The following is a 24,796-nucleotide window of genomic DNA, read 5'->3' on the forward strand; positions in this document are numbered from 1 at the left end:
CCGTACTGATAGGGCTTCCAGCTCCTACGCTGTGACCCAGGCGGACATGGAGGGCTTGTGGGCGACCCGCACCCGGAGCATGCTCAGCTTCAGGCGGACCGGATCTACCTGGGCTGGCAGTACGCCCTGCTGCATCCAGACCCGGGGCCCCCGCCCAAGCGGCCGGCCCGCGAGGACGTGGCGGACGACGCGGCCAAGGCCGCCGTCGACGCGGAGTGGGTCCAGCGGGAGCGCCTTCAGGAACACATGCTCAACCGGCCCGTGCGCATCTTCCGCACGTTCATGGGCGTGGTCGCGGCCGGAATCCTCGTGCTCGGCGTGAGCGGCATACTCACCTGGTCGTTCGTGATGCTCGGGCTGGTCGCCGCCGGCGGTGTCGCCGGGATCTGCACCTACGCCATCCACCAGGGCAACCGCGCCGTCGGCGCCCGCGTGAGCGAACGCCACGCGCGCGAACAGCGGGAACGGGACCGGCGCGACCGCGACATCGTCACGGCCCAGGAGGAGCACGCCGCCAAATACCGCGACTGGGCCGAAAAGAAGAACCGCTACGACAAGCAGGTGAATTGGTACGCGGTGGCCGTGCCCGACGAGATCGACCGGGTCGACGTGGCGGGCGGCACGCTCCCCGGATGGTCGGCGCTGATCACGCTGATCGGCGCCACCCGGCTCTACAGCGGCGGCCATCTGACCGTGCTCGACCTGTCCGAGGGCGCCATCGCGAAGGATCTCATCGAGTTGGCCAAGCGAGGCGGAGACGACCCCCTCGTGTGGGTGCTCCCCGTCGACCTGCCGCGACTCGACCTCGGCGCCACCCTCAAACCGGAGGCGTTCGCGGACGTGCTCGCCCACGTGGTGAGCGTGAGCGAGGAGACCAGCAGGGACATCGGCTTCGACAACGCCATCCTGGAGCGCGTGCTCGAAGTTCTCGGGGAGAACGCCACGATCAGCCAGGTCACCGCGGCGCTCCGGGCGCTCGCCCAGGTGGGCGACCCGCGCGACGACCTGAAATACGGCCTGCTGACCGCGACCCAGCTCGAACGCATCGGCACGTTGTTCGGGCGGGGCGTGGCCGACCGGGTCGTGATCGAGCGGGCCTGGGCCCTGGAGTCGCAGCTGCGCAAGCTGGAGACCCTCGGCTCCGAAGCCGTGCAGCTGCCGCCCGCCCGGCTGCGGGTGGTCAGCATGGACCGGCAGGCCGGGGTGTTCGGCAACCGCGTGCTCGGCACCTACGTCGCCACGGCGCTCACCCACATCCTGCGCCAGTCCCCGGCCAGCGAGCGGCCCTGGTATCACACGATCATCGTGGCCGGGGCGGACAAGCTGCGCGGCGACGTGCTCGACCGGCTCATGGACGCCTGCGAGACGTCCCGCACCGGGCTCGTGCTGACCTACCGCAGCCTCACCCCGACGGTCAGGGAACGCCTCGGCAGGGGACACGCCGCCGTCGCCTTCATGCGGCTCGGCAACGCCGAGGACGCCCGCGTCGCCAGCGAGCACGTCGGCACCGAGCACAGGCTCGAGCTGGCCCACCTCACCGAGACGTTCAGCTCGTCCGTCAACCCTCCCAGCGGCTTCTACACCTCCACCGTGGGGGCCGGCCGTACGGGCCCGGAGGAGAAGGGGGAGGGCGACCTCAGGGAGGACATCACCGAGTCGACCGAATGGGGGCGTTCGGCCCCCCAGGTCTCCGAGGGTGTTCTGCAGCGCTCGCGCGAGTTCCTCGTCGAGCCGCACCAGTTGCAGCAGCTGCCCACGACGTCGGTCATCGTCACGCACGCGACCGCAGAAGGACGGCAGGTCAGGCTCGCCGACGCCAACCCCGCCATCCTCACCTTCCCGAAGACCACGCTGGGCGAGTTCGAGGAGCTGCGCCGGGTCGCACTGGTGCCCGAGGAACCCGAGCCGGTCGAGCTCGACGAGGACGCGCCGCCGCCCAACCTGGGGCCTCCGCCGCAGCGGCTCGACTGGCGCAAGCGGCCATGACACCGTCCGGTTCCGGTAAGGGCATCGTCAACAGGGATGTGAGCACGTGATCGTTGAACGAGTCTCGCTCCTGTTCGTCGTCAAGTGAGGGGTCTCATGCATCCGTTCCCCCTGAGCGGGCCGTGGTACCGGATCCAGGCGATCGCCGCCCCGTCGCGCAGTTCGTCGGCGGAGTGGGACTTCGTCACCGTTCTCCCGGCCGTCCTGTCCGCCGCCCAGCGGGGCCGCCCGTTCGTCATCGGCTGGTTGTCGCGCGGCTCGGGTGCCCCGCTCGAACTCATCACCAACGCGGGGCCGCTCACGCCGCCGAAACCGCCCAAGCGCGCCGTCGCCAGCGACGAGGCGCCCGTCACCGGCCCCCAGCCGCTGCTGTTCCCCGGCGGGGCGCGCGGCGTGGAGATCGGCGAGGAATGGCTCGCCGACCTGGCCGATCTCGTGTGGACGCCGTGCCCGGGCCGCCAGGCGCCCCCGTTGTACGGCAGGCGCGAACCCGAGCCCGACGAGCACACGCGGCCCACCCTCTTCGAGTCGACGCTCGTCACGCTCATGTCGCGGCCGTTCGGGTGGGTCGTGGTCGCCGAGCCGACCGACCTGCTCGACACCGAGGTCGCCCACCTGCGCACGCAGCTGAACGTCCTGCGGCAGTACGGCGACGCCTCGGAGCGGTCGCGCTTCGACGCCGAGCGGGCCGAGCGCAGGATGCAGGAGCTCGACGCGTTCCGCGAGGCCGGGTTGTGGAACGTGCGGGTGCTGGCGGGCGCGGCGGGCCCGGACGAGCTGCGGCAGATCGCACCCGTCCTGGTCGGCTCGGTCGAGATGAGCCACCACCCCTACCGGCTCCGCAGCGCGATGTCGCTGCCCGCCCTCGCGGGCGGCGACCGCGGCGCCGCCGGTGAATCCGTGTACGGCTTCGCGGAGGCGCTCGCCGTCAACCTGCAGGACTCCGCGGACGAGGCGGCGGCGCCGTTCGCCGCCACCGCGGGGGCGCTGGCCGCCCTCGCGGGGCTGCCGCGCAGGGAGGTTCCCGGCGTGCGCGTGGTCGACGCCGGATTCTTCGACGTGACCAGCGAGGCGGAGACCGAGGGCTCGTCGGACCTCATCGACCTCGGCGCCATCGTGGACGGGCAGGACCGGGCGGTGGGGACGTTCCGGGTGCCTCTGGCGACGCTCAACCGGCACGCGTTCATCACCGGGGCCACCGGTTCGGGCAAGTCGCAGACCGTCAGGCACCTGCTGGAAGAGCTGACCAAGGCCGGAATCCCGTGGCTGGCGATCGAGCCCGCCAAATCCGAATACGCCGCGATGGCCGGCCGGGTCGAGCACCTCGCGCCGCTGACCGTCATCAACCCGTCCGCGCCCGACAACGTGCCCTTCAGCGTGAACCCGCTCGCGCCCGAGCCCGGGTATCCCGTGCAGGCGCACATCGACATGATCCGCGCGCTGTTCATGGCGGCCTTCGACGCCGAGGAGCCGTTCCCGCAGATCATGTCGCTCGCCCTGCAGCGGGTCTATGAGGCCAACGGCTGGGACGTGGTGACCGGCGGCGGCATCCCCGGGGCCGCCGTGCAGCCTGCCGTACCGACCCTGGAGCAGCTGCAGCAGCACGCCCTGGAGGTCATCCAGGAAATCGGCTACGGCAACGAGGTGCAGGCCGACGTCGAGGGCTTCATCAGCCTGCGACTGCGCAGCCTGCGGGTGGGCAGTGCGGGCCGGTTCTTCGAGGGCGGCCACCCGGCCGACATCGGCGGCCTGCTCCAGCGCAACGTCGTGCTCGCCATCGAGGACGTGGCCAACGACGAGGACAAGGCGTTCCTCATGGGCACGCTCATCATCCGCATCGTCGAGCACCTGCGCATGCGCGCCCGGCAGGACCCGCAGCACGAGGACGGCCCGGCCGGCCTGCGGCACGTCATCGTGATCGAGGAGGCCCACCGCCTGCTCAGAGACCGCGGCTCCCAGCGTGCCTCCACCCACGCCGTGGAGCTGCTCGCGGGGATGCTCGCCGAGATCAGGGCGTACGGCGAGGGCATCATCGTCGCCGAGCAGATTCCCACCAAGTTGGTCTCCGACGTCGTGAAGAACACCGCGCTGAAGGTCGTGCACCGGCTGCCCGCCGAGGACGACCGCCGGCTGGTGGGCGCGGCGATGAACCTGAGCGAGGACCAGTCCCGCCAGGTGGTGTCGCTCCAGCCGGGTTACGCCGCCGTCTTCGCCGACGGCATGGACCGGCCGCTGCGCGTCCAGGTGCCGCTGGGGGAGGACCGCGAGCGAGCGATGCTGAGCCCGGTGCCGCCCATCTGCGGTCGCCGCTCGGCCGCGTGCGGGCGCGAGTGCCGCACCGGCAAGGCGTGCACGCTGGTCGAGTTGCGCGAGGCGGACCTTCTCGCCATGGCGCCCGAATGGGCCTGGCTGCGGATCTGGACCGACACCGTCATCTTGTCGTTCGTGACGAACCGGTCACTGCCCGGTGTGCCGCGCGTGCTGGCCGACATCTGGGGCGAGCTGCCGCCCAAGCGCAGGGAATGCCTGCTGGCCACGCTCATCGAGCGCGGCGTCAGCCGCCGGTCGTGGTCGCTGCGCACGTGGTTCGACCCCGCGCTGCTCACGGAGAAGGCGGCGGAGGTCGCCGCCGGGCTGCTGGAGCCGGGCGAGCGCGAGCAGACCATGCAGGCGGGGGAGCGGCCCGGGTCGGCCTGGGTCATCCCCCAAGTGAGGTGGCTGCACGAGGTCGACCGGCTGTTCCCGTTCGGCCATCCGGCGCCCGACCTGCGCAGCGCCGCTCCGGCCATGGAATACACCCTGTTCGGCACCGACCCCGTCGGCCGGCCGTACGCGCATCAGGGGGTGAACGGCTCGGCGGCGAACGGCGGCGGCGAGGGTGGCGTCGCGGTCAGCGTGCGCACCGAGCTGCTCGGGCATCGAGCCAAGGCGCTGCGGCACCATCCGCTGTCGATGGAGGTGGACCGCAACCGCGCCCTGGCGTGGCGGGTGCTCCTCGGCGACGACGAGCACGAGGGCATCCAGCGTGACGTGGCCACGGTCGCCATCGGGGTGGAGCCGAAGGACCGGGTCAAGCACGTCGCCCAGACGATGGGCGCCGGATGGTTGGAGACCGTCCTGTCGTGGCCGCGGAGGTTCGTCCTCCCGTTCGACGGCGACACCCCACCCGAGCTCTCCTTCCTGCCTACCCCCCTCACCCCGCCCTCGGCTTCATCTCCGCCCCCGCCCCAATCCCCGCCGCCGCCCCCGCCCCCCGGGGCGTGATCATGCAGAAGTTCGCGCGTGTGCCCCGTGACCTGTGACGCCGCCGTCCGTGATCATGCAGAAGTTCGCGATCATGCCCTGCTGCCTGCGGGTTTGCTGTTCGTGATCATGCAGTGCCGTACGGCGCGGCTCGCCGGGTCGGCCCGACTTGTGCTCCGCAGATAGGATCTCGGGCATGAGTCAGCTACCGTTGCGGGCCCAGCTCGCCAGCGCCCTGGGCCGCACGGCCGCGACCCTTTCGAGGGCCACCGGGCGTGGAGACGGTTCGGTCATCGGCGGCAGAGTCGGCCTCATGCTGGAGCCCGACCTGCTGAAGAAGCTCGCGGCCGACCGCAAGCTCGCCCTGGTCAGCGCCACCAACGGCAAGACCACCACCACCCGTCTGATCGCCTCCGCCCTCATGGAGCTGGGCGAGGTGGCCACCAACGCCTTCGGCGCGAACATGCCGGCGGGGCACGTGTCCGCACTGTCCTCGGCCAAGCACGCGCCGTACGCGGTTCTGGAGGTGGACGAGAAATACCTCCCCGAGGTGCTCGACACCACCGACGCGGGGATCGTCACCCTCATGAACCTCAGCCGCGACCAGATGGACCGGGCGGCCGAGATCTGGCTGCTGGCCCAGAAGTGGCGCCGGGCGCTCGCCGGCAAGCCCGCACACGTGATCGCCAACTGCGACGACCCGCTGGTGACCTGGGGAGCGTCCACCGCCGCCCGGGTGACCTGGGTGTCGGCGGGGCAGCGCTGGCGTGAGGACTCCTGGAGCTGCCCCGAGTGCGGCGGCCCGCTCGACCGCGCCGAATCCCGGAACATGGGGCACGGCACGGGGTCGCCCCACTGGGCGTGCCGCGAGTGCACGTTCCACCGTCCCGAGCCCGAGTGGATCTTCGACGGCACCGACGTGATCGACCCGCGCGGGATGCGCTGGCGTCTCGATCTCCAGCTTCCCGGCCAGGCCAACCGGTCGAACGCGGCGATGGCGCTGGCCACTGTCGAGGCTTTCGGGCTCGACCCCGCGCGGGCGCTGCCCCGCCTGCAGTCGGTCACGTCGGTGGCCGGCCGCTACACGACCGTCGAGCGCGACGGGCGCGCGCTGCGCCTGCTGCTGGCCAAGAACCCCGCGGGCTGGCTGGAGGCCTTCGACGTCGCCGACCCGCGCCTGCCGATCATCCTGTCGGTCAACGCCCAGGGCCCGGACGGACGCGACACCTCCTGGTTGTGGGACGTCGACTACCGCATCCTGCGCGGCCGCCCCATCTACGTGACCGGGGAGCGGCGCCTCGACCTCGCGCTGCGGCTCGACGTCGCCGGCCTGCAGTTCCAGCTCTGCGACACGTTCGACCAGGCGGTGAGCGCACAGCCGCTGGGCAGGATCGACGTGATCGCCAACTACACCGCGTTCCAGCAGATCCGGACGGAGTTCGGCCGTGCAGTCTGAATTGAACATCGTCTGGATTTATCCGGACCTGCTCAGCACATATGGCGATCAGGGGAACGCCCTGATCCTGGAGCAGCGGGCCCGTGCCCGGGGCATCCCCACGAGGATCCACTACGTGCGCTCCTCCGACGCGGTGCCCCACCAGGGAGACATCTACCTCATCGGCGGAGGCGAGGACCGCCCGCAGATCCTCGGAGCCGAGCGGCTGCGCAAGGACGGCGGGCTGCACGCCGCGATCAGCCGGGGTGCGGCTCTGCTGGCGGTCTGCGCGGGCTACCAGATCATGGGCTCGGTGTTCGGCGGCGAGGAAGGCCAGCCGGTCGCCGGTATCGAACTGCTCGACATCAGCTCGGGGCGGGGCGCGCAGCGGTCGGTCGGCGAGCTGGCCGCCGACGTCGATCCGGCGCTCGGCCTGCCCACCCTGACCGGTTTCGAGAACCACATGGGCGTGACCCAGCTGGGTCCCGGCGTCCGGCCGCTGTCGCGGACGCTCGTCGGCACGGGCAACGGCGACGGCACCGAGGGCTGCTACGCCGGCCGGGTGATCGGCACCTACCTCCACGGCCCTGCGCTGGCGCGCAATCCGGCGCTGGCCGACCTGCTGCTGTCCTGGGTCGTCGGGCCGCTGCCGCCGATGAACGACGAGTGGTACCAGCGGCTGCGTGACGAGCGTCTGTCCACCGTCCTGGGCGACAAGACCGACTGAGACCCGCAGATCCCCGTACGGCCAGGCCAGGCGGAGCCGTACGGGAGGGGCCTGTCAGTAAACGAGGGCCTGGACGCCCTCGCCGAGGGCCTCTTCCACGAAGGTGGGGGCCCCGGCGATGCGCACGCCTTCGATGATGTCGTCGACGGTGATCCCGCGCCGCGCGGCGCACTGGGTGCACAGGGTCACCTGGCCGGCCGCCAGCACGGCGTCGAGCAGGTCCTCCAAGGGCGCGGCCTCGGGGAGGCTGAACTCCTTGGCGCGGCCGGGCAGCGCGAACCACGCGGATTCACCCGTGAGCCACAGGGACACCGGGACGCCGCTCGCCAGGGCCGCCGCAGCGACGGTGAACGCCTGGTTGCACCGCTCCGGCGCGTCCGCGCCGGCCGTCACCTTGATCACTAGTGATCGTCCCATGGTCGCAGCCTAGTCGGAGGCCTCCAGGCCCGTGTAAGTGCATACCGGATAAGTGGGTATAAGTCGCTTGGCAGGTGGTCAGGCATGATGCCCGGCTCGTCCGGGCCCCTAAGCTCGTGTTCCATGGACGCACATCCCGACCTCGAACCGATCGCCTTCCTCCTGGGCCGTTGGGAGGGGGCCGGCGTGATCGGCTACCCCACCATGGAGAGCGCCAATTTCGGCCAGGAGGTGGAGTTCGGCCACAACGGCAAGCCCTTCCTCACCTACCGGAGCCGCACCTGGCTGCTCGACGCCGAAGGGGAGAAGGTCCGCCCGCTGGCCACGGAGACCGGATTCTGGCGGATCCAGCCAGAGCGGCAGCTGGAGGTCTGCCTGGCCCATCCCACCGGCATCGTGGAGATCTACGTGGGAGAGGTCGTCTTCCACAAGATCGAGCTGACGACCGACGTGGTCGCCCGAACGGCCTCGGCGAAGGAGTACACCGCGGGCCACCGGCTGTACGGGCTGGTCAACGGGAACCTGATGTACGCCTACGACATGGCGGCGGTGGGCCAGCCCCTGCAGTCGCACGCCTCGGCCGAGCTCAGGAAGGTCGCCGACTTCGAGCCCGAGGGCTGAGGGCAGGGATACGGAAAACAGAAGAACCCCGGGCCGTCTCCGCCTCATGAAAGGTGGGCCGGCTGGACCAAGGCCGAGGAGTGCTCCTGCGACCGCCGGCAGCCCGGGGTTCCGGTGTCTGTTGAGGATTTCGCCAGGACGTCACAATGACATCCGGACGGAAGGTCCAGATGACGACGTCCTAGCGGACAGCCACCTCGCTAGTCCAAGAATGACTAACCATCGTTCGGACCACCTCCCTTCTGCGTGCTTGTACGTTATGCGAGCCCCAAGGAAGGCGGCAAGCGATTAAGCGCCGGGCCGAAATCACAGGCAGAGCGGGCCGCCGGTGACGCCTCGTAGACTCATGTCATGGCGGAGACCTGGCACGAGGAGCTGCGTTCCCGCGGCTACCGGATCACCCCTCAGCGGCAGTTGGTGCTCGAGGCGATCACCCAGCTCGGGCATGCGACACCCGAGGACATCTGCTCGCGTGTCCAGGAGACCGCCAGGGGAGTGAACATCTCCACCGTTTACCGCACAGTGGAGCTGCTCGAGGAGCTCGGTCTGGTCTCGCACACCCATCTCGGGCATGGCGCGCCCACCTACCACCTCGCCTCCGAGGCCGACCACGTGCACCTCGTCTGTCGCTCCTGCAGCAAGGTGACGGAGGTCGACCCCGAACTCGTCCACGGCCTCGTGGACGCTCTGGACGACGGGCTGGGCTTCGACACCGATGTGCGGCATCTCACCGTCTTCGGCCGCTGCAGCGACTGCCGCCGACCCCCTGCGGCGGGCCGGGAGCCGTACGGAAGCGAATAGCCTTGAAGCATGCGGAGCCCATTGCTTGACACGCCTGGAGCGGTCGCCGCGGAGGCGCCCGACGAGACGATCGCGGCCCATTACGGCGAGCCGTACGCGGAGCAGCGCGCGCTCGCGGCCGGGCAGGCGCTGGTCGACCGGAGTGACCGAGAGGTCGTGCGGATCTCCGGTCCCGACCGGCTGAGCTGGCTGAACGACCTGAGCTCGCAGAAGCTCGACAAACTCGCGCCGGGCGTGCCGGCCCAGACCTTGCTCCTCGACCTGCAGGGCCGGGTCGAACACCACCTCACGCTCGTGGACGACGGCGAAGCCGTATGGGCGCACGTCGAGCCGGGGACCTCGGCCGAGCTGGTCGCCTATCTGGAGAAGATGCGCTTCATGCTCCGGGTCGAGGTAGCCGACGTCACCGCCGAATACGCCGTCGTGTCCGTCGCGGCCCCGGACGCCGATCCGGTGGCGGAGCCGGGCGAGGGCATGATCGCCATCGGCGGCGACTTCCTGGTGCCGCGGGAGCGGCTGGCGAACCTGCCGGCCGAGCTGGGGCTGCGCCCGGCGGGCCTGTGGGCGTATGAGGCGCTTCGCATCGAGGCGCACGTGCCGCGGCTGGGCTTCGAGACCGACCACAAGGCGATTCCCCACGAGGTCGGCTGGATCGATCAGGCCGTACACCTGAGCAAGGGCTGCTACCGCGGGCAGGAGACGGTCGCCCGGGTGCACAACCTGGGCCACCCGCCGCGGCGGCTGGTGTTCCTGCACCTCGACGGCAGCGTCGACGCGCTGCCGCCGCACGGAGCCCCTGTCACGCTGGGCGTTGGCGCCGAGGCCGAGGGCACGGCCGAGGTCGGGTTCGTCGGCTCTTCGGCGCGCCACCACGAACTGGGGCCGATCGCCTTGGCCCTGGTGAAGCGCACCGTGCCGGTGGACGCCGACCTGCTCGCCGGAGGCGTGGCGGCCACCCAGGAGGTCATCGTGCCCCCGGACGCCGGCCGCAACGTGAAGATCGATCCCGCGTTGCGGCGGCGGATCCGTTAGACGCCGGGCACGTCCAGCACGAGCGTGATGGGGCCGTCATTGACCAGGGAGACCTTCATGTCGGCCCCGAACACGCCGGTTTCGACCCGGGCGCCCTGGGCCCTGAGCTCCGCGACGACGGCGTCGACCAGCGGCTCGGCGACGGGCCCGGGGGCCGCCGACTGCCACGTGGGACGCCTGCCCTTGCGGGCGTCGCCGTACAGGGTGAACTGGCTGATCACGAGCAGGGGCGCACCGATGTCCGAGCACGACTTCTCGCCGTGCAGGATGCGCAGCCCCCACAACTTGCCGGCGAGCCTGGCGGCCTCGGCGGGGCCGTCCGAATGGGTCACGCCGACCAGCACGAGCAGGCCGGGCTCGTCGATCGCTCCGACCACCTTGCCGTCCACCGTCACCGACGCCGAACTCACCCGTTGGACAACCGCACGCATGGCCCCGAATTCTGCCATGTTCGCGGCCTTCGTAGACTGCCCGCTATGTCCGAACTGATCGTCGAAGTGGTCCGCTCCGGTTTCATCGAGTCCGTGCACCGGACGCATGTGTACGCGGTCGACGCGCAGGGTGCCACGAAAATGCTCCACGGCGACGTGGAGAGCCTCGCCTCCCCGCGCTCGTCGATGAAGCCGCTGCAGGCGCTCGCCATGGTGAGGGCGGGGCTGCCGCTGGAAGACGAGCTGCTCGCGCTGGCCTGCGGCAGCCACGGCGGGGAGCGCTTCCACGTCGACGGCGTACGGAAGATCCTGGCCGAGGCCGGGCTGGACGAGACGGCGCTGCGCTGTACCGAGGACCTTCCCCTTGACACCGAGGCGATGCACCAGGTGATCAGGGAGCACGGCGGCCCCAGCCGGATCCTGATGAACTGCTCGGGCAAGCACGCGGCCATGCTCTTCACCTGCGTGGTGAACGACTGGCCGGTCGACGGCTACCTCGACCCGGGCCACCCGCTGCAACGGGCGATCAGGGCCACCGTGGAGGAGTTCACCGGCGAGCGCGTCGCCGCGACCGGGGTGGACGGTTGCGGCGCCCCGCTGTTCTTCGTCTCCATGGTCGGTGTCGTACGGGCCTTCCGCCGATTCCCCGTGGCCGAGCCGGGCACCCCGGAACGCCGGATCGCCGACGCGATGCGGGCCCACCCGGAATGGACCAGCGGCACGGGACGGCCCGAGGCCGCGCTCATGCGCGCGATTCCCGGACTCATGGTCAAGTCGGGCGCCGAGGCGTTCGACGCCTTCGCCTTCGCGGACGGCTCCGCGGGCGCGGTAAAGATCGAGGACGGCGGCCAGCGCGCCCGTGTGCCCATCACCGTGGCCGCTCTGCGCGCGGTCGGCCTGGACGCGCCCGAGCTCGCGGGGCTGTCGAGCACGCCGGTGCTCGGCGGAGGAAGGCCTGTCGGCGAGGTCAGGATCCGGCCCGCCACCACTGGCTAGGCTGCTCGTCATGGGACGTACACGTCTGTACCGGAACGGGAAACTCGAGGCCGAGGGCTTCCCCGTCGCCGATGTGTCGGAATACGTGTCCGACCCGGACGCGGTGGTCTGGTTCGACATGTGCTCGCCGAGCGAGGAGGACCTGCGCGCGATCACTGAGGAGCTCGGCATCCATGAGCTCGCCGTGCAGGGCGCCCTCCAGCACAAGCAGCGCCCGAAGCTGGACACCTACGACAGCCACAAGTTCCTCAACGTCTACTCCGCGGAGTTCGAGGTCGAGTCGGGCCGGCTGGACGTCGCGGAGGCCGCGGCGTTCATCACCCACAACGCGCTGGTGACCGTGCGGAACTCGGAGCTGTTCAGGATCGACGAGGTGGTGCGGCGCTGGGACGAGGCACCGGGCCTCACCGCGCACGGCATCCCGTTCCTGCTGCACGGCCTGCTCGACTACGTCGTCGACAGCCACTTCGACTCCGTCGAGGCGATCGACGAGCAGATCGAGGCCCTGGAGGAGACCGCCTTCGGCGAGCAGCCCGTCGACCGGGCCGACCAGCGGCGCGTATTCGAGATTCGCAAGAGCCTGGTGACCCTGCGCCGGATCGTGATGCCGATGCGCGAGGTCGTCAACACACTCATCAGGCGGAACGACGAGCTGGGCGACGGGGCGATGGCGCCCTACTTCCAGGACGTCTACGACCAGGTGCTCAGGGCCGCGGAGTGGACCGATTCGCTGCGCGACCTCCTGAGCAACATCCGTGAGGCGCATCTGACGATGCAGAGCAACAAGATGAACCTGATCATGAAGCAGGTGACGAGCTGGGCCGCCATCATCGCGGTGCCGACCTTGATCACCGGCTTCTACGGCCAGAACATCCCGTTCCCCGGATTCGGCCATCCCTGGGGCTTCTGGGTGTCCACTGTGGTCATCGTCGTCGTGTCGGCCCTGCTGTACCGGTCGTTCAGCAAACGCGACTGGCTCTGACCGATCACTCCTCGACGGCGATCCTGACCCGCCCGATCTGCTTGGTCGAGGCCACGAGGGTGCCGTCGTCGGCCTCGCAGTCGAGGCCGACGACGTCCACGATCCGGCTTTGCCGATCTCTGTCAGTCGGCGGCCACGGTCTCGTCAGGATGAACCGCGCCGTTATTGAGTCCGGGCGAGCGACGACGTTGTGACGTCGATGAAGTGGCGGGCAGTTCGTATTCCTGTGACGGACGGCGCTGCTCTGAGAATGCCTCTGACGGATGGCGCTGCTCCGAGAATGCCTCGCCCACCGTGGCGGCGAGAGTCAGGTAGGCCTCGTGGGTCGCGGGAGCCAGCATTTCCAGCTCGAACGCGGAGTCTTCCTCCAGGTGTGGATCGAAGGGGATGCTGACCACGGTGCGGCAGCGCTCGTCAAAGTGGCTGCGGAGTGCGTCCATGTCCATGGTGGATCTGGTCTCCTCGCGCACACCTGACAGGACCACGGTTGCCGACCGCGCCAGGTCGGCGTGATTGTGGGCTTCCAGCCAGTCCAAAGTCGCACCGGCCGATCGGGCCGCGGCCACGGAGGGGATGGTTACCAGCACGATCTGGTCGGCCAACTCGAGGGTCGCAGCCATGGCCGAGTGCAGGAGGCCGGTGCCGCAGTCAGTGATGCAGATCGAGTAGAAGCGCTCCAGGAGCATGGCGATGGTCCGGTAGTCGCCGGCGCAGAACGCTTCGGAGACGGCTGGGTCACGGGAGGATGCCAGGATCTCCAGCCTGCTCGACGCCGACTGTGACGTGAACGTCCGGACGTCGGCGTACCGCGGGTTGTCCATCGTGCGGAGTTCGGCGAGCAATTCGCGCACGGTCGCCGAGGTCTCAAGGCGCACCCGGTCGGAGAGCGTTCCGCGGTCCGGGTTGGCGTCCATCGCGATGACGCGGTCGCCTCTGACGCTGCTGAGTATGGATCCCAGCCCCACCGCTGTGGTGGTCTTGCCGACGCCGCCTTTGAGGCTCAGCACCGCCAGCCGATGGTGGCCGCCTGCCACGGGCGTCCGGGCGAGACCGATCAGTTTGCGACGGTGCAACTCTGCCGGCGACTCGCCGGGGTGCAGGTGCCCGCCAGTAGCCTGGTACAGCAGGCGACGCCAGCCCCCGGCGGGCGCGCGTCGCTTAGTCCGGAGAAGAAGTTCCGGGGTGAGAAGGTGCGTCTGGGTGACGGTGGTTCCGTCGTCCGGCGCCGCCGATCCCGTTTCTGAGCCTGGCAACTGATCGTGGACCACAGCGACCTCCCCGATGATTACCGACCGTGAAGACCCGGGTGCCCGCGTACCGAGATCGGCCAGGACTGCGCCCTCCAGCCGCTGTGGTCATCGACAGCAGCAGCGCCCAGCCCTGTTCCTTGATCTCTTGTCGCGTCGTAGACGACAGTGCATACGCTACGGTGCGCCCCCATATGACTACTACACGCGAGTTGCAAAGCTTCGCGGAGATTACCCATGAATGATCGTCGGTGGGCGGACATGGCTGTACGGCTCGGCGCTCACGAATGGGGCGGACGGCAACCCGAACTCGACCGTGTTCGGCCCCACCGCGGACAACCCGCACATGATGGCGCGGTTACATCAAGGTCGAGGTCACGCTGGAGCAGTGGCGGGCCGACTTCCGGGTGTCCGACAACGTCTCGGTCTCAAATGGTGCAACCGCCAAGGAATGGCGCCGGTTGTGGGTCCGTGTCCTAGTCGCTGACTTCGAGGCGCACCCGCCGGAATCCCTTGCCCTTGTTCTCGATCTTGGCGACCCTGATCCGGCCGATCTGCTTGGTCGAGGCCACGTGGGTGCCGCCGTCGGCCTGGCAGTCGAGGCCGACGATGTCCACGATCCGCACCTCCTGGACGTGTTCGGGCACCAGGTTGGTCGCGGTCCTGATGATGTCCGGGATGGCGAACGCCTCCGCGCGGGGCAGCACCCTGACGTCGATGCGCCGGTCGGCGACGACCTCGGCGTTGCACGCCTCTTCGACGGCCTCCTTGAAGCCCGGCGGCACCTCGGTGAGGTTGAAGTCCATGCGTGCCACGAGCGGCTCCATGTTGCCGCCGGTGACGAGCGCGCCGAAGTCGCGGAACACGACGCCGCACAACACGTGCAGTGCCGAGTGCGTGCGCATCAGGGCCGAGCGCCTGTCGTCGGCCACGGCCGCCCGCACGACGGTGCCCGGCGCCGGCAGCGGGTCGCCCTCGGCCGGGATGAGATACAGGTCGTCGCCATTGCGCACGCCGTCGATGCGGGTTTCGATGCCCTGCCACAGCAGGGTGCCCTGGTCCGCAGGCTGGCCGCCGCCACCGGGATAGAACGCCGATCTGTTCAGTACGATCCCGTCGGGCGTGGCGGCGAGCACGGTCGCCTCCCAGTCGCGCAGGGTCTGGTCGGCGAGTTCGAGGCGCTCCGTGCGCCCGAGGGCATCGGTTCCCATGCGAGGAAGCCTAGAGGTCGCCGGCGGCGGGGTTCACCACGGGCCGTACGGGCCCTGGTTGCCGCCTCCCCGGCGATAGCCGTTCACCGCAGGCTTCACGTCGGCGAGGTAGATGCCGGAGGCGATGACCGCCGCGATGGTGAAGATGCTCAGCGCGCTGATGTACCGCACCACGGCGGCGAAGGTGAAGAGGGTGGCGAAACCCAGGATGACCAGCCAGAGCGGCTTGGTCTGCTTGCCCGCGGCGGGGAAGGCCTGTGTGGGAATGCGGATCGCGTGAATGAGCGCCCACGCCGAAAGGATCAAGGCCCCGAGGCTGAGCAGCCAGAAGATGAGATCCAGCACGCTGTACGTGCTCCCGAGCATGGACTCTCCCAGACGGTCATTGACGGCTGTCGTCCCCACACTAATGCGCGAGAGCGACCCGTGTCGCGAGCCGGAGAGGCGTATCACTCCCAACCGGCTGTAAGCACGCTGAGCGCCCGTTGAGTTGACCCCGGGCATCCGCGCAGGCGTCGCGGAAGGAAGAAAAGGGCCCGCCCCCGATGTGCGGGAGCGGGCCGTACGGTTCGGCATCAGCGATGCCGTGCGCTCAGTTGTGCGAGGGGCGCTTGGCGCGCGGGGCGCTCTTGCGGACGGTTCCCTCGGGGCCCTTCTTGGCGGTGCCGTTGGAGGTGCTCGCGGACTCGGAGACCTCCGTCAGCTCGTGGGCCGCCTCGCCGCTGACCTTGCTGACGATCTTGCGGCCGCGCAGGGCGAGCTCGTCGTAGAGCTCGTTGAACCTGGTGGCGGCGGTGTCGGCGTACGCCTTGGCCTTCTCGGGGAAGTCCTTGGCGACGGCCTCGGCCCTGTCCTGGACGGTGGTGGCGTAAGCCCGGGCCTTCTCGGGGAGGTCCTTGGCCGTGTCGCGCAGCTCGCCCCGGCGGGACTGGAGCTTCTGCAGCTGCTCGGGCAGCTCGCGGATCTTCGCGACGGCCAGGTCCCCCGCGCCGGTGAGCGCGTAGAAGGGCTTGGACTCCGTGATCTTCTTCACCTCGGTTGCGAGGGTCATGGGCTATCCTTCCTTCTCCGGTGTGATGCCGTTGGGGAGAACCGGGTCGTCTCCGAGATCCTCGGCCGATTGCGGCGGCCGGGCGGAATCAGCGGCCCGGTTCTCCTTGTGAAACGATTCGTAGATGTCGATCAGCACCTGGCGTTGCCGCCCGGTGAGCGTGACATCGGCCCGGATCGCCGCCAGCACGTCGCTGTGCGGCTCGCGGTCCTCGATCAGCCCGGCCTGCACGTACAACGCCTGAGCGGAGATGTGCAGCCCTTTGGCGATCTGGTTCAAGATCTCGGCGCTCGGCTTGCGCAGGCCTCGTTCGACCTGGCTCAGGTAGGGGTTGGACACCCCGGCCTGGGCGGCGAGCTGACGGAGCGAGATCTTCGCCTGCTGCCGCTGCTGGCGGATGTACTCGCCGAGCGAGCCGACTTTGGGCAGTTCCATACCCCTAGTCTGCCTCGTGGTGCTTGCAATTGCAAACTAAGCGATAAACGCCAGCTAGCACCCAAGCGTCAGCCAGGAATCAGCCAAAGCAAGGGCGCCGACGCGGTCAGCACGACGGAGCCTGTCACGATGAGAAGTTTGTGATGCGCAGGAAGCTCGACGGCGGGCTGCACGAGCCGGTTCACCCGGGCCATCACGTTGGCGCCCGGGGAGACTCCGAGCGCGCCCTGAGGTGCGGGAACGCCGGCGGTCCCGAACCGGAGCAGGGCGGTGGCGAGGCGCTTGGGGGAGCACTGGCGGCGGGCGCGGTCGTCGGCCGCCATCTCGACGAGCAGGCTCACCGACTCCTGGGCGTCCCTGACGACCCGCGACCACGGCAGGGCATGGCGCAGCGCCGCGAAGGGCAGCAACACCAGGTCGTGCCGGTAGCGCACGTGGGCGGCCTCGTGCGCGAGCACCGCGTCGAGCTCGTCGGGCGACAGTAGACTCAGCGTGCCGTCGCTGATCACGACCTGCGACTTGAGGCCGGGGAGGCAGTAGGCGGCGGCGCCGGGGTATCCCACCACGCGCACGCCCGGCACGGCGGGCTCGTCCCTGGCGATCAGCGTCAGCAGCAGGCGATGCCGGCGGCGGGCGCGCAGGGTCTGCATGCCGGCGGTGAGCAGCACGGCGACCAGCACGGCCAGCAGCGCCAGGCCCGCGACCAGCGAGGTCAGCCTGACCACGTCGTGCGGCTCGTGCACGCCGTACTCAAGGGTGATCAGGAGGGCGAGCAGGCCGTGGACGACGCCGCGCCTGTACGGCTCGAGCGCGTAGGCGAGCAGCGCTCCTGTGGAGGCGAGTCCCCAGGTCACACCGAGCGACTGCCACAGGAGGATGGCCGTTCGCGGGGCGCGCCACGTCCAGCGTGCGGATGTCAGCCACCAGGCGCCGACCGCGCACGCGGTGGCGAGGGCCGCTAATACCGCCGCCCCGATCACTCCTCCTCCAGCTCCGTGAGGGCTTTTCGCAGGATCTCCGCCTCTGAGCCCGACACGGCCTGGGCGAAGCGCGTGAGCGCCGCGTCGCGGTCTCCGGTGAGGTCCAGGGCTTCGAGCATGAGCTCGGCGACGTAGGCGTCCCGGCTCGCCGCGGGCTGGTAGCGCCAGGCGCGCCCGTCCCGGGTGCGGTTGAGGAATCCCTTGCGTGACAGGCGATCGAGTACGGTCATCACCGTCGTCGGCGCGAGGTCGCGATCCTCGATCATTCGTCCGACCTCACGGGCGGTCAGCGGAGCGTTCTCCGCCCAGAGGATGTCCATGATGCTGCGTTCAAGCTCGCCGAGACCCTTCACGTTTTCCAGCCTACCGGGGGTAGTACTACGTCCCGTAGAGAGGTGAGTCGGATGAAGCTGGTTCTGGTCCAAGGAGACATCACCGAGCAGTCCGTGGACGCGATCGTCAACGCGGCCAACTCCTCGTTGATGGGCGGCGGCGGGGTCGACGGGGCGATCCACCGGCGCGGCGGCCCGGAGATCCTCGAAGAGTGCCGGGCGCTGCGCGCCTCGCGTTACGGGCGCGGGCTTCCCGTGGGCGCGGCGGTCGCCACCACGGCGGGCCGCCTTCCGGCCCGTTGGGTGATCCACACCGTCGGGCCCGTGTACTCGCGGAGCGAGGACCGGTCCCATCTGCTGGCCTCCTGCTATGCGGAGTCGCTGCACGTCGCCGACTCGCTGGGCGCCTCGGCCGTGGCGTTCCCAGCCGTCTCGACCGGAATCTACCGATGGCCGATGGAAGACGCCGCGCGTATCGCTCTGCAGGCGGTACGGCAGGCCGGGTCCCGTGTCACCGAGGTGCGTTTCGTGCTGTTCAGTCCCGCAGCTTATGCCGTCTTTGAGCGCGCTTTGGAGGAACTGGGGTAAGCGTTCGGCCAAGTATCTCTCGTGGCCGTTTGCCCTGATCAGAGCCACTTGATCAGGTGAATTTCGTCGCGGTCGTCGCCCGGGGCGACCCGGATCGATCCGGGCACCCGGCCGACCTCGCGATAGCCCACGCTCGCGTAGAAGGCGTCGACCCCCGTCCCGCCCCTGCAGGTCAGCTGGAGCGCCTCAAGCCCGAGCCCGCGCGCCGCGTCGTCGGCCGCGAGCATGAGCGCCCTGCCGTACCCCTTGCCCTGATGCTTGGGGTGGACCATCACCCGGACCACCCATCGCCAGTGCGCCCGCAGCGCCGACCCGTTGTCGGCCAGGATCAGCCAGCAGGCGACCCGGCCGTCGTCGTCGAACCCGACGAGGAGATCGTCCTCGGTCCTGGCCAGCGCCTTCTCGGCGGTGGGCCTGATGTCCTCCGGTGACACGGGAGGCACGAACCCCACCGCACCGCCCGCGTTGGTGGCCTCCGTCCAGCAGTCGAGGAGTTCCTCGAAGAGATCAGGGGTCATCTCGGGGGCGAGCACGAAGCGCATGGCTGGGAAGGTACCAATACCGGATGAACGCGTAACCATGGGTGGTTTGCCGGAGGCTGACGATGGGCGCCTTGCCGGAGGCTGACGATGGGCGCCTTGCCGGAGGCTGATCCTCAGGGGCTGACTGCCTTCCACGGCAGGGTGAGCTCTCCCAGGCGCCAGCGCGCCCGGCCGCCGTCCGGCGGCGTCGTGGCGACGGGCCAGTCCTGCGCCAGCAGCTCGGCCGCCTTGATCCACCGCTGGCGGGAGCCGTACGAGCCGTAGGGGGCGCACGTGGCCCAGGCACGGTCCCAGTCGGACAGGAACGCGTGGACGCGCTCGCCCGGGACGTTGCGGTGGATGAGCGTCTTCGGCAGCCGCTCCGCCAGGTCGGAGGGCCGTTCGAAGCCGGTGAAACGGGCGGAGAAGGTCAGCGTCCTGGGGCCCTCGGCGCCGAGCGCCACCCAGGCCGCCCGATGGCCGACCTCCGAGCACGTGCCCTCGACGATCACGCCGGCCGGGTCGATCCGCGACCGCATGAGCTCCCAGTGTTCCCACGCCGCGGCCTCGCCGTACTGCCTGAGCACGTTGAAGGCCCGCACGACCAGCGGACACCGGGGCACGGGCAGCTCGAAGCCGCCCCGCACGAAGGACAGGCCCTCCCGTTCGTACGGCTTGGCCGCGGCGACCCGTTCGGGATCGATCTCGACGCCGACGACCTCGACCGCTCGATGCACCCGGCGCAGCCTGGTGAAAAGCTCATATGTCGTGATGTGGGAGGCGCCGTAGCCGAGATCCACCACCAGGGGCGGACCGGCCGGCGACGACCTCAGCATCGGGCCGTACACGGCCGAGATCCACCGATCGGACCGCCGCAACCTGTTGTGGCCCGTGGTGCCGCGGGTGATCGCCCCGACGTGCCCGCGGGCGGGCCTGGAGCTCACGCGCCCGCAGGCACGCGGTACACCTTGTGCTGGGCCGCCTGCGCGCGCGGCCGGACGACCAGCCGGTCGATGTTGACGTGGGAGGGTCGGGTCACGGCGAAGGCGATCACGTCGGCGATGTCGTCGGCGGTCAGCGGGTCGGGCACGCCCTCGTAGACCTTGGCCGCCTTGGCGGCGTCGCCGCGGAAACGGGTCAGCGAGAACTCCTCGGTCTGCACCATGCCGGGGGCCACCTCGATGATCCTGACAGGCTCGCCGACCAGTTCCAGCCTGAGCGTCTCGGTCATCGACGTCTGGGCGTGCTTGGCGGCGCAGTAGCCGCCCCCGCCTTCGTAGGAGACCAGCCCGGCCACCGAGGTGAGCATCAGAAGCACGCCGTCTCCCGACGCGATCAGCTTGGGCAGCAGCGCCTGGGTCATCCGCAGGGCGCCGAGCACGTTCACGTCGTACATGCGCTGCCAGTCGTCCACGTGTCCCTCCGCGACCGGCTCCAGCCCGAACGCGCCGCCCGCGTTGTTGACGAGGACGTCACAGGAGTCGAGGGAGGCGGCGAAGGCGTCCACCGACTCCTGGGAGGTGACGTCGAGCGTGGCGGGGCGGATCGACGGAATCTCCGCGGCCAGCTTGTCGAGGCGGTCCCCCCGCCGGGCCGCGGCCACGACGTCGAACCCCTCCGCCGCCAGACGGCGGGCCGTCGCGGCTCCGATGCCGCTGCTCGCACCGGTCACCACTGCCGTCTTGGTCATGATTCCTCCGAACCGCTAGAAACTCGTGGAGCGTCCCGAAGGGACGCGGAGGGGCGGCCGTCGTGGCCGGCCGCCGAAACCCCTGGTCGGCCGTGGGGGCGGCGTCCAGGACGGTGCCCTTCGGACGGCCGACATTGTCTCAGGGCCGACGGCCGACGGACTTCCCCGGGGACCCGGGGAATCTTGGTGAGACTCTGTCAGTTATAACGACCTCGGAGGTGGTTCGGGTGTCGCTCGGACGGCGTCGGATCAACCGGGTCGCGACGATCAGTGTGCACACGTCACCGCTCGATCAGCCGGGCACCGGTGATGCGGGCGGCATGAACGTCTATATCGTCGAGGTCGCGAAACGGCTCGCCGATCTCGGCATCGAGGTGGAGATCTTCACCCGGCAGACCGCCAGGGACCTGCCGCCCATGGTTGAGATGGCTCCCGGTGTGATCGTGCGTCACGTCACGGCCGGGCCGTACGAGGAGCTGGACCGCGCCGACCTCCCCAGCCAGTTGTGCGGCTTCCTGTCCGGCGTGCTGCGCACCGAGGCGATGTACGACCCCGGCCGCTATGACGTCATCCACTCCCACTACTGGCTGTCCGGCCAGGTGGGCTGGCTCGCCAAGGAACGCTGGGGCGTGCCGCTCGTGCACACCATGCACACCATGGCGAAGGTGAAGAACGCGCTGCTCGCGGAGGGCGACAGGCCCGAGCCCGCGGCGCGGGTGGTCGGCGAGCAACAGGTCGTCGACGTCGCCGACCGGCTCGTGGCCAACACCGCCGCCGAGGCCGCGGAACTGATCGGCCTCTACGACGCGCCGGCCGACCGGGTGGCCGTCGTCAACCCCGGTGTGAACCTCTCGGTCTTCCAACCCGCCTCCAAGGGCGCCGCCAGACACCGGCTCGGCCTGCCCCAGCGTGCGCACATCCTGCTGTTCGTCGGTCGCATCCAGCCACTCAAGGCTCCGGACATCCTGCTCAAGGCGGCCGCGCGCATGGTCGCCGACGACCCGTCGCTGCGTTCGCGGCTGATCGTCGCCTGCGTGGGCGGCCCCAGCGGCAACGGCCTGGCCCGGCCGTCTCTGCTCACCGACCTCGCCGCGGAGCTCGGCATCAGCGATCTCGTACGGCTCGCGCCCCCGGCGCCCCAACACGAGCTCGCGGACTGGTATCGGGCCGCCGACATGACCGTCGTGCCCTCCCACAATGAGTCGTTCGGCCTGGTCGCGCTGGAATCGCAGGCCTGCGGCACCCCCGTGGTCGCCGCCTCGGTCGGCGGGCTGCGCACGGCCGTCAGGGACGGGCTGTCCGGCGTTCTGGTCGGCGGGCACGAACCGGACACCTGGGCGAGGACGCTGAGCGGGCTGGTCGATCGGCCCGGCTGGCTGGGCTTCCTGTCCGGCAACGCCGTACGGCATGCCGTCGGCTTCGGCTGGTCGGCGACGGCCGCCCAGCTGGCCGATGTGTACGCGGGCGCCCTGACGCAGCGGCAGTGGGTGCCCCTCACGGTCAACTCGTAGGCTGGGGAGCATGAGACCCGATCTGGAACGCGTGGTGGAATCCGCGCTCGAGTCCGCGGAGCTCTCCTTCGAGCGGCCCAAGCCCGGGTCGTTCCTCGTCAGGCTGCCGGGTCAGCACAAGCTCGCCACGCTGACCTGGCTCGTCATCGGCGACCAGGCGCTGAACATCGAGGCCTTCTTCTGCCGTCAGCCGGACGAGAACCACGCCGAGTTCTACCGGTGGCTGCTGCTCAAGAACGGCTCGATGTACGGCGTGCACTTCGCGATCGACTCCATCGGGGACGTCCACCTGGTGGGCCGGCTGCCGCTCGACGCGGTGACGGAGGAGGAGATCGATCGGGTGCTCGGCTGCGTCCTGACCTATTCGGACGAGTCGTTCGACCGGGCGCTCGAACTCGGTTTCGCGTCGTCGATCCGCCGCGAATGGGAGTGGCGGGTCAAGCGGGGCGAGTCCCTCGCCAACCTGCGGCCCTTCGCCCGGGTCGTCGAACCCTGAGCGCGTAATGGCGTAAAGAGGGACGAAAACCATGCCCCGTTAGGATTGCCGGCATGGCTACTTTGGTGCTGCTCAGGCATGGCGAAAGCGAATGGAATGTCAAGGGCCTGTTCACGGGCTGGGTGGACGTGACGCTCTCGCCGACCGGTGAGGACGAGGCGCGGCGCGGCGGGCAGTTGCTGGTCGACGCGGACATCCGTCCCGACGTCGTCCACACGTCCGTGCTCACCCGCGCGATCAAGACGGCGAACCTCGCGCTGGAGTCCGCCGGGCTGCTCTGGCTGCCGGTGCGCCGTTCGTGGCGGCTGAACGAGCGCCACTACGGCGCCCTCCAGGGCAAGGACAAGGCTCAGACCCGTGCGGAGTTCGGCGACGAGCAGTTCATGCTGTGGCGCCGCTCCTACGACGTCCCGCCGCCGCCGATCGCGGACGACGACGAGTTCTCCCAGGCGGGCGACACCCGCTACGCGCAGCTGCCCTCCGAGCTGAAGCCCAGGACCGAGTGCCTGAAGGACGTCGTCGAGCGCATGCTGCCGTACTGGTACGACCAGATCGTGCCCGACCTGGCGGCCGGCAAGACCGTCCTGGTGGTGGCGCACGGCAACTCGCTCCGCGCGCTGGTCAAGCACCTGGAGGGGATCAGCGACGCCGACATCGCCCAGCTGAACATCCCCACCGGCATTCCGCTCCGTTATGAGCTGGACGCCGACTTCCGTCCCACGGGCGCGGGGGAGTACCTCGACCCCGAGGCCGCCAAGGCCGCGATCGAGGCCGTCGCCAACCAGGGCAAGAAGTAGCCCACTCCCACGCGGGACCGGACCGCCACCGGTCCCGCGAGGGCGCGGCGGTGCCTGAATTGAGGTACGCCGCCGGTCTTGCGAGGGCGCGGCGGTGCCTGGACTGAGGAACGCCCGCAGCGAGGTACGAGCGAGGACGTGACGAGGGAAGGCATCGCCTCAAGGCGCCCGAGCCCGCCTCGCCGGAGGCGAGGCCAACAAGCACAGCGAAGGCGCGGCCGCATCTGGAATCAGGAAGGCCGCCCGTCTTGCGAGGGCGCGGCGGTGCCTGGACTGAGGAACGCCCGCAGCGAGGTACGAGCGAGGACGTGACGAGGGAAGGCATCGCCTCAAGGCGCCCGAGCCCGCCTCGCCGGAGGCGAGGCAATTGAGCACAGCGCCCGAGCCCGCCTCGCCGGAGGCGAGGCATAGAAACACAGAAGCCCCGGCCCCCCGAGGACCGGGGCTTCTGTGCCCCTGGAGGGATCAGTTGGCTGGGGCCTCGTCCTCACGGGTGCCGGTGACGAGGTAGACCACGTCACGGGCGACCCGTACGGCGTGGTCGGCGTAGCGCTCGTAGTAGCGGCCGGCCAGGGTGATGTCGATCGCCGGCTCGATGCCGTGCGACCAGTCCTCGGAGAGCAGGACGCGGAACAGCCGCCGGTGCAGGCGGTCCATCGCGTCGTCGTCCTCTTCGAGCTCCTTGGCGAGCTCGATGTCGCGGGAGGCGATGCAGCTTCCGGTCTTGGTGATCAGATTCTCGGCGATCGCGCCCATCTCGACGATGGTGTCGCGGAGCTCCGGGGGGATCGCGGACACGGGGTGGCGCATCCGGGCGATCTTGGCGATGTGCTCGGCGAGGTCGCCCATACGCTCGAGGTCGGACGCCATCCGCAGGGCCGTCACGACGGTGCGCAGGTCGACGGCGACCGGCTGTTGCGTCGCCATCAACTCGTAAATGGAGGTCTCGATCTCGTTGTAGATCCGGTCGACCTCACCATCCTGGGAGATAACGCTCTCGGCGAGCTGCAGGTCGGCGTCCAGGAGTGCCGTGGTTCCCCGGGACATGGCGGACCTGACCAGGCGGGTCATTTCCACCAGCTGTCCCGTCAGGGATTCCAGCTCATCGTGATAGGCGTCGCGCATGCCGCAACGCTACGCGTGATTTCGTGAACGAATCACTGCCATCGAATGAACTTTCCCAGAAACACCATGGTCATGGCCTATCCCCCAGGTCAGGTAACCGGAAATCCCGCCTAGCATTCAAGAGTGAACGAGTTGCTGGCA

The 24,796-nt window shown here is 69.8% G+C and carries 26 protein-coding genes; 13 read left to right on the forward strand and 13 right to left on the reverse strand.

The window, feature by feature from the left end; translation table 11 throughout:
- Positions 1–57 precede the first annotated feature (57 nt).
- From Pth03_RS29335 to Pth03_RS29350, 4 genes are all read left to right on the forward strand, one after another.
- Complete coding sequence (locus Pth03_RS29335) at positions 58–1,986, forward strand: hypothetical protein (RefSeq protein WP_203947651.1); 1,929 nt, start codon at positions 58–60, stop codon at positions 1,984–1,986.
- 96 nt (positions 1,987–2,082) lie between these two features.
- A complete protein-coding gene (locus tag Pth03_RS29340) occupies positions 2,083–5,250 on the forward strand; it encodes an ATP-binding protein (RefSeq protein ID WP_203947652.1) in 3,168 nt (1,055 codons plus the stop codon).
- 175 nt (positions 5,251–5,425) lie between these two features.
- Positions 5,426–6,685 carry a Mur ligase family protein gene (locus tag Pth03_RS29345; RefSeq protein ID WP_203947653.1) on the forward strand — a complete coding sequence of 420 codons (1,260 nt, stop codon included), beginning with the start codon at positions 5,426–5,428 and terminating at the stop codon, positions 6,683–6,685.
- Complete coding sequence (locus Pth03_RS29350; RefSeq protein ID WP_203947654.1) at positions 6,675–7,391, forward strand: type 1 glutamine amidotransferase; 717 nt, start codon at positions 6,675–6,677, stop codon at positions 7,389–7,391. Before Pth03_RS29345 ends, Pth03_RS29350 begins: the two co-directional genes overlap by 11 nt.
- Positions 7,392–7,445: 54 nt before the next feature.
- Here Pth03_RS29350 and Pth03_RS29355 read toward each other — a convergent pair whose 3' ends face one another.
- Positions 7,446–7,808, reverse strand: a complete 363-nt coding sequence (locus Pth03_RS29355) for a DsrE family protein (protein ID WP_203947655.1) — start codon at positions 7,806–7,808, stop codon at positions 7,446–7,448.
- 123 nt (positions 7,809–7,931) lie between these two features.
- Here Pth03_RS29355 and Pth03_RS29360 point away from each other — a divergent pair, with 123 nt between their 5' ends.
- The 3 genes from Pth03_RS29360 (at position 7,932) to ygfZ (ending at position 10,262) form a co-directional block, all read left to right on the forward strand.
- A complete protein-coding gene (locus Pth03_RS29360; RefSeq protein ID WP_203947656.1) occupies positions 7,932–8,429 on the forward strand; it encodes a heme-binding beta-barrel domain-containing protein in 498 nt (165 codons plus the stop codon).
- A 351-nt stretch (positions 8,430–8,780) separates the two neighbouring features.
- On the forward strand, positions 8,781–9,230 hold the full coding sequence (locus Pth03_RS29365) for a Fur family transcriptional regulator (RefSeq protein ID WP_203947657.1): 450 nt from the start codon (positions 8,781–8,783) through the stop codon (positions 9,228–9,230).
- A gap of 9 nt (positions 9,231–9,239) precedes the next feature.
- Positions 9,240–10,262, forward strand: a complete 1,023-nt coding sequence (gene ygfZ, locus Pth03_RS29370) for a CAF17-like 4Fe-4S cluster assembly/insertion protein YgfZ (RefSeq protein ID WP_203947658.1) — start codon at positions 9,240–9,242, stop codon at positions 10,260–10,262.
- On the opposite strand, the gene dtd is transcribed toward ygfZ, so the two are convergent.
- On the reverse strand, positions 10,259–10,693 hold the full coding sequence (dtd, locus tag Pth03_RS29375; protein ID WP_203947659.1) for a D-aminoacyl-tRNA deacylase: 435 nt from the start codon (positions 10,691–10,693) through the stop codon (positions 10,259–10,261). The genes ygfZ and dtd overlap by 4 nt on opposite strands.
- Before the next feature lie 45 nt (positions 10,694–10,738).
- Here dtd and Pth03_RS29380 point away from each other — a divergent pair, with 45 nt between their 5' ends.
- Entirely contained in the window at positions 10,739–11,689 is a 951-nt protein-coding gene (locus Pth03_RS29380; protein ID WP_203947660.1) for an asparaginase, read from the forward strand.
- A gap of 10 nt (positions 11,690–11,699) precedes the next feature.
- The gene (locus tag Pth03_RS29385; protein ID WP_203947661.1) at positions 11,700–12,671 is read left to right on the forward strand and encodes a magnesium transporter CorA family protein; all 972 of its coding nucleotides are present in this window, start codon (positions 11,700–11,702) and stop codon (positions 12,669–12,671) included.
- A gap of 122 nt (positions 12,672–12,793) precedes the next feature.
- On the opposite strand, the gene Pth03_RS29390 is transcribed toward Pth03_RS29385, so the two are convergent.
- The 7 genes from Pth03_RS29390 to Pth03_RS29420 form a co-directional block, all read right to left on the reverse strand.
- A complete protein-coding gene (locus Pth03_RS29390; RefSeq protein WP_239119458.1) occupies positions 12,794–13,939 on the reverse strand; it encodes a MinD/ParA family ATP-binding protein in 1,146 nt (381 codons plus the stop codon).
- Between the two features lie 455 nt (positions 13,940–14,394).
- A complete protein-coding gene (locus Pth03_RS29395; protein WP_203947662.1) occupies positions 14,395–15,129 on the reverse strand; it encodes an alanyl-tRNA editing protein in 735 nt (244 codons plus the stop codon).
- 33 nt (positions 15,130–15,162) lie between these two features.
- On the reverse strand, positions 15,163–15,495 hold the full coding sequence (locus Pth03_RS29400; RefSeq protein WP_203947663.1) for a DUF2516 family protein: 333 nt from the start codon (positions 15,493–15,495) through the stop codon (positions 15,163–15,165).
- 226 nt (positions 15,496–15,721) lie between these two features.
- Positions 15,722–16,180: a hypothetical protein gene (locus Pth03_RS29405; protein ID WP_203947664.1), complete on the reverse strand. Its 459-nt coding sequence runs from the start codon at positions 16,178–16,180 to the stop codon at positions 15,722–15,724.
- 3 nt (positions 16,181–16,183) lie between these two features.
- Positions 16,184–16,615, reverse strand: a complete 432-nt coding sequence (locus Pth03_RS29410; protein ID WP_203947665.1) for a helix-turn-helix domain-containing protein — start codon at positions 16,613–16,615, stop codon at positions 16,184–16,186.
- 68 nt (positions 16,616–16,683) lie between these two features.
- On the reverse strand, positions 16,684–17,595 hold the full coding sequence (locus Pth03_RS29415; protein ID WP_203947666.1) for a M56 family metallopeptidase: 912 nt from the start codon (positions 17,593–17,595) through the stop codon (positions 16,684–16,686).
- Positions 17,592–17,948, reverse strand: coding sequence for a BlaI/MecI/CopY family transcriptional regulator (locus tag Pth03_RS29420; RefSeq protein WP_203947667.1), 357 nt, complete (start codon positions 17,946–17,948; stop codon positions 17,592–17,594). The genes Pth03_RS29415 and Pth03_RS29420 overlap by 4 nt, the downstream gene beginning before the upstream one ends.
- A 51-nt stretch (positions 17,949–17,999) precedes the next feature.
- Here Pth03_RS29420 and Pth03_RS29425 point away from each other — a divergent pair, with 51 nt between their 5' ends.
- Positions 18,000–18,515, forward strand: coding sequence for an O-acetyl-ADP-ribose deacetylase (locus Pth03_RS29425; protein WP_203947668.1), 516 nt, complete (start codon positions 18,000–18,002; stop codon positions 18,513–18,515).
- 38 nt (positions 18,516–18,553) lie between these two features.
- Here the strand turns inward: Pth03_RS29425 and Pth03_RS29430 are convergent, their stop codons facing one another.
- The 3 genes from Pth03_RS29430 to Pth03_RS29440 all read right to left on the reverse strand — a co-directional run bounded on the left by Pth03_RS29430 (position 18,554) and on the right by Pth03_RS29440 (position 20,726).
- Entirely contained in the window at positions 18,554–19,057 is a 504-nt protein-coding gene (locus Pth03_RS29430) for a GNAT family N-acetyltransferase (RefSeq protein ID WP_203947669.1), read from the reverse strand.
- 113 nt (positions 19,058–19,170) lie between these two features.
- The gene (locus tag Pth03_RS29435) at positions 19,171–19,980 is read right to left on the reverse strand and encodes a class I SAM-dependent methyltransferase (RefSeq protein WP_203947670.1); all 810 of its coding nucleotides are present in this window, start codon (positions 19,978–19,980) and stop codon (positions 19,171–19,173) included.
- The gene (locus Pth03_RS29440) at positions 19,977–20,726 is read right to left on the reverse strand and encodes an SDR family NAD(P)-dependent oxidoreductase (protein ID WP_203947671.1); all 750 of its coding nucleotides are present in this window, start codon (positions 20,724–20,726) and stop codon (positions 19,977–19,979) included. Before Pth03_RS29440 ends, Pth03_RS29435 begins: the two co-directional genes overlap by 4 nt.
- Positions 20,727–20,953: 227 nt before the next feature.
- On the opposite strand from Pth03_RS29440, the gene mshA reads away from it, so the two are divergent.
- Genes mshA through Pth03_RS29455 form a run of 3 tightly spaced genes read left to right on the forward strand, consistent with a single transcriptional unit; the run spans position 20,954 to position 23,530 of the window.
- Positions 20,954–22,237, forward strand: coding sequence for a D-inositol-3-phosphate glycosyltransferase (gene mshA, locus Pth03_RS29445; RefSeq protein WP_203947672.1), 1,284 nt, complete (start codon positions 20,954–20,956; stop codon positions 22,235–22,237).
- A gap of 10 nt (positions 22,238–22,247) precedes the next feature.
- Positions 22,248–22,733, forward strand: coding sequence for a type III secretion system chaperone family protein (locus tag Pth03_RS29450; protein WP_203947673.1), 486 nt, complete (start codon positions 22,248–22,250; stop codon positions 22,731–22,733).
- A gap of 53 nt (positions 22,734–22,786) precedes the next feature.
- Positions 22,787–23,530, forward strand: a complete 744-nt coding sequence (locus Pth03_RS29455) for a phosphoglyceromutase (protein WP_203947674.1) — start codon at positions 22,787–22,789, stop codon at positions 23,528–23,530.
- A gap of 465 nt (positions 23,531–23,995) precedes the next feature.
- Here the strand turns inward: Pth03_RS29455 and phoU are convergent, their stop codons facing one another.
- Positions 23,996–24,655, reverse strand: coding sequence for a phosphate signaling complex protein PhoU (phoU, locus tag Pth03_RS29460; RefSeq protein ID WP_203947675.1), 660 nt, complete (start codon positions 24,653–24,655; stop codon positions 23,996–23,998).
- Positions 24,656–24,796: the final 141 nt, after the last annotated feature.

Origin of the sequence: Planotetraspora thailandica, from assembly GCF_016863335.1 — a bacterium.
GTDB lineage: Bacteria > Actinomycetota > Actinomycetes > Streptosporangiales > Streptosporangiaceae > Planotetraspora > Planotetraspora thailandica.

Coding starts and splice junctions, on each gene's coding strand:
- ygfZ (WP_203947658.1), top strand. CDS start 9,240: ATGCGGAGCCCATTGCTTGACACGCCTGGAGCGGTCGCCGCGGAGGCG.
- Pth03_RS29385 (WP_203947661.1), top strand. CDS start 11,700: ATGGGACGTACACGTCTGTACCGGAACGGGAAACTCGAGGCCGAGGGC.
- Pth03_RS29400 (WP_203947663.1), bottom strand. CDS start 15,495: ATGCTCGGGAGCACGTACAGCGTGCTGGATCTCATCTTCTGGCTGCTC.
- Pth03_RS29395 (WP_203947662.1), bottom strand. CDS start 15,129: ATGGGAACCGATGCCCTCGGGCGCACGGAGCGCCTCGAACTCGCCGAC.
- Pth03_RS29380 (WP_203947660.1), top strand. CDS start 10,739: ATGTCCGAACTGATCGTCGAAGTGGTCCGCTCCGGTTTCATCGAGTCC.
- Pth03_RS29450 (WP_203947673.1), top strand. CDS start 22,248: ATGAGACCCGATCTGGAACGCGTGGTGGAATCCGCGCTCGAGTCCGCG.
- Pth03_RS29430 (WP_203947669.1), bottom strand. CDS start 19,057: ATGCGCTTCGTGCTCGCCCCCGAGATGACCCCTGATCTCTTCGAGGAA.
- dtd (WP_203947659.1), bottom strand. CDS start 10,693: ATGCGTGCGGTTGTCCAACGGGTGAGTTCGGCGTCGGTGACGGTGGAC.
- Pth03_RS29455 (WP_203947674.1), top strand. CDS start 22,787: ATGGCTACTTTGGTGCTGCTCAGGCATGGCGAAAGCGAATGGAATGTC.
- Pth03_RS29340 (WP_203947652.1), top strand. CDS start 2,083: ATGCATCCGTTCCCCCTGAGCGGGCCGTGGTACCGGATCCAGGCGATC.
- Pth03_RS29365 (WP_203947657.1), top strand. CDS start 8,781: ATGGCGGAGACCTGGCACGAGGAGCTGCGTTCCCGCGGCTACCGGATC.
- Pth03_RS29360 (WP_203947656.1), top strand. CDS start 7,932: ATGGACGCACATCCCGACCTCGAACCGATCGCCTTCCTCCTGGGCCGT.
- Pth03_RS29405 (WP_203947664.1), bottom strand. CDS start 16,180: ATGACCCTCGCAACCGAGGTGAAGAAGATCACGGAGTCCAAGCCCTTC.
- Pth03_RS29355 (WP_203947655.1), bottom strand. CDS start 7,808: ATGGGACGATCACTAGTGATCAAGGTGACGGCCGGCGCGGACGCGCCG.
- Pth03_RS29440 (WP_203947671.1), bottom strand. CDS start 20,726: ATGACCAAGACGGCAGTGGTGACCGGTGCGAGCAGCGGCATCGGAGCC.
- Pth03_RS29425 (WP_203947668.1), top strand. CDS start 18,000: ATGAAGCTGGTTCTGGTCCAAGGAGACATCACCGAGCAGTCCGTGGAC.
- Pth03_RS29345 (WP_203947653.1), top strand. CDS start 5,426: ATGAGTCAGCTACCGTTGCGGGCCCAGCTCGCCAGCGCCCTGGGCCGC.
- phoU (WP_203947675.1), bottom strand. CDS start 24,655: ATGCGCGACGCCTATCACGATGAGCTGGAATCCCTGACGGGACAGCTG.
- Pth03_RS29410 (WP_203947665.1), bottom strand. CDS start 16,615: ATGGAACTGCCCAAAGTCGGCTCGCTCGGCGAGTACATCCGCCAGCAG.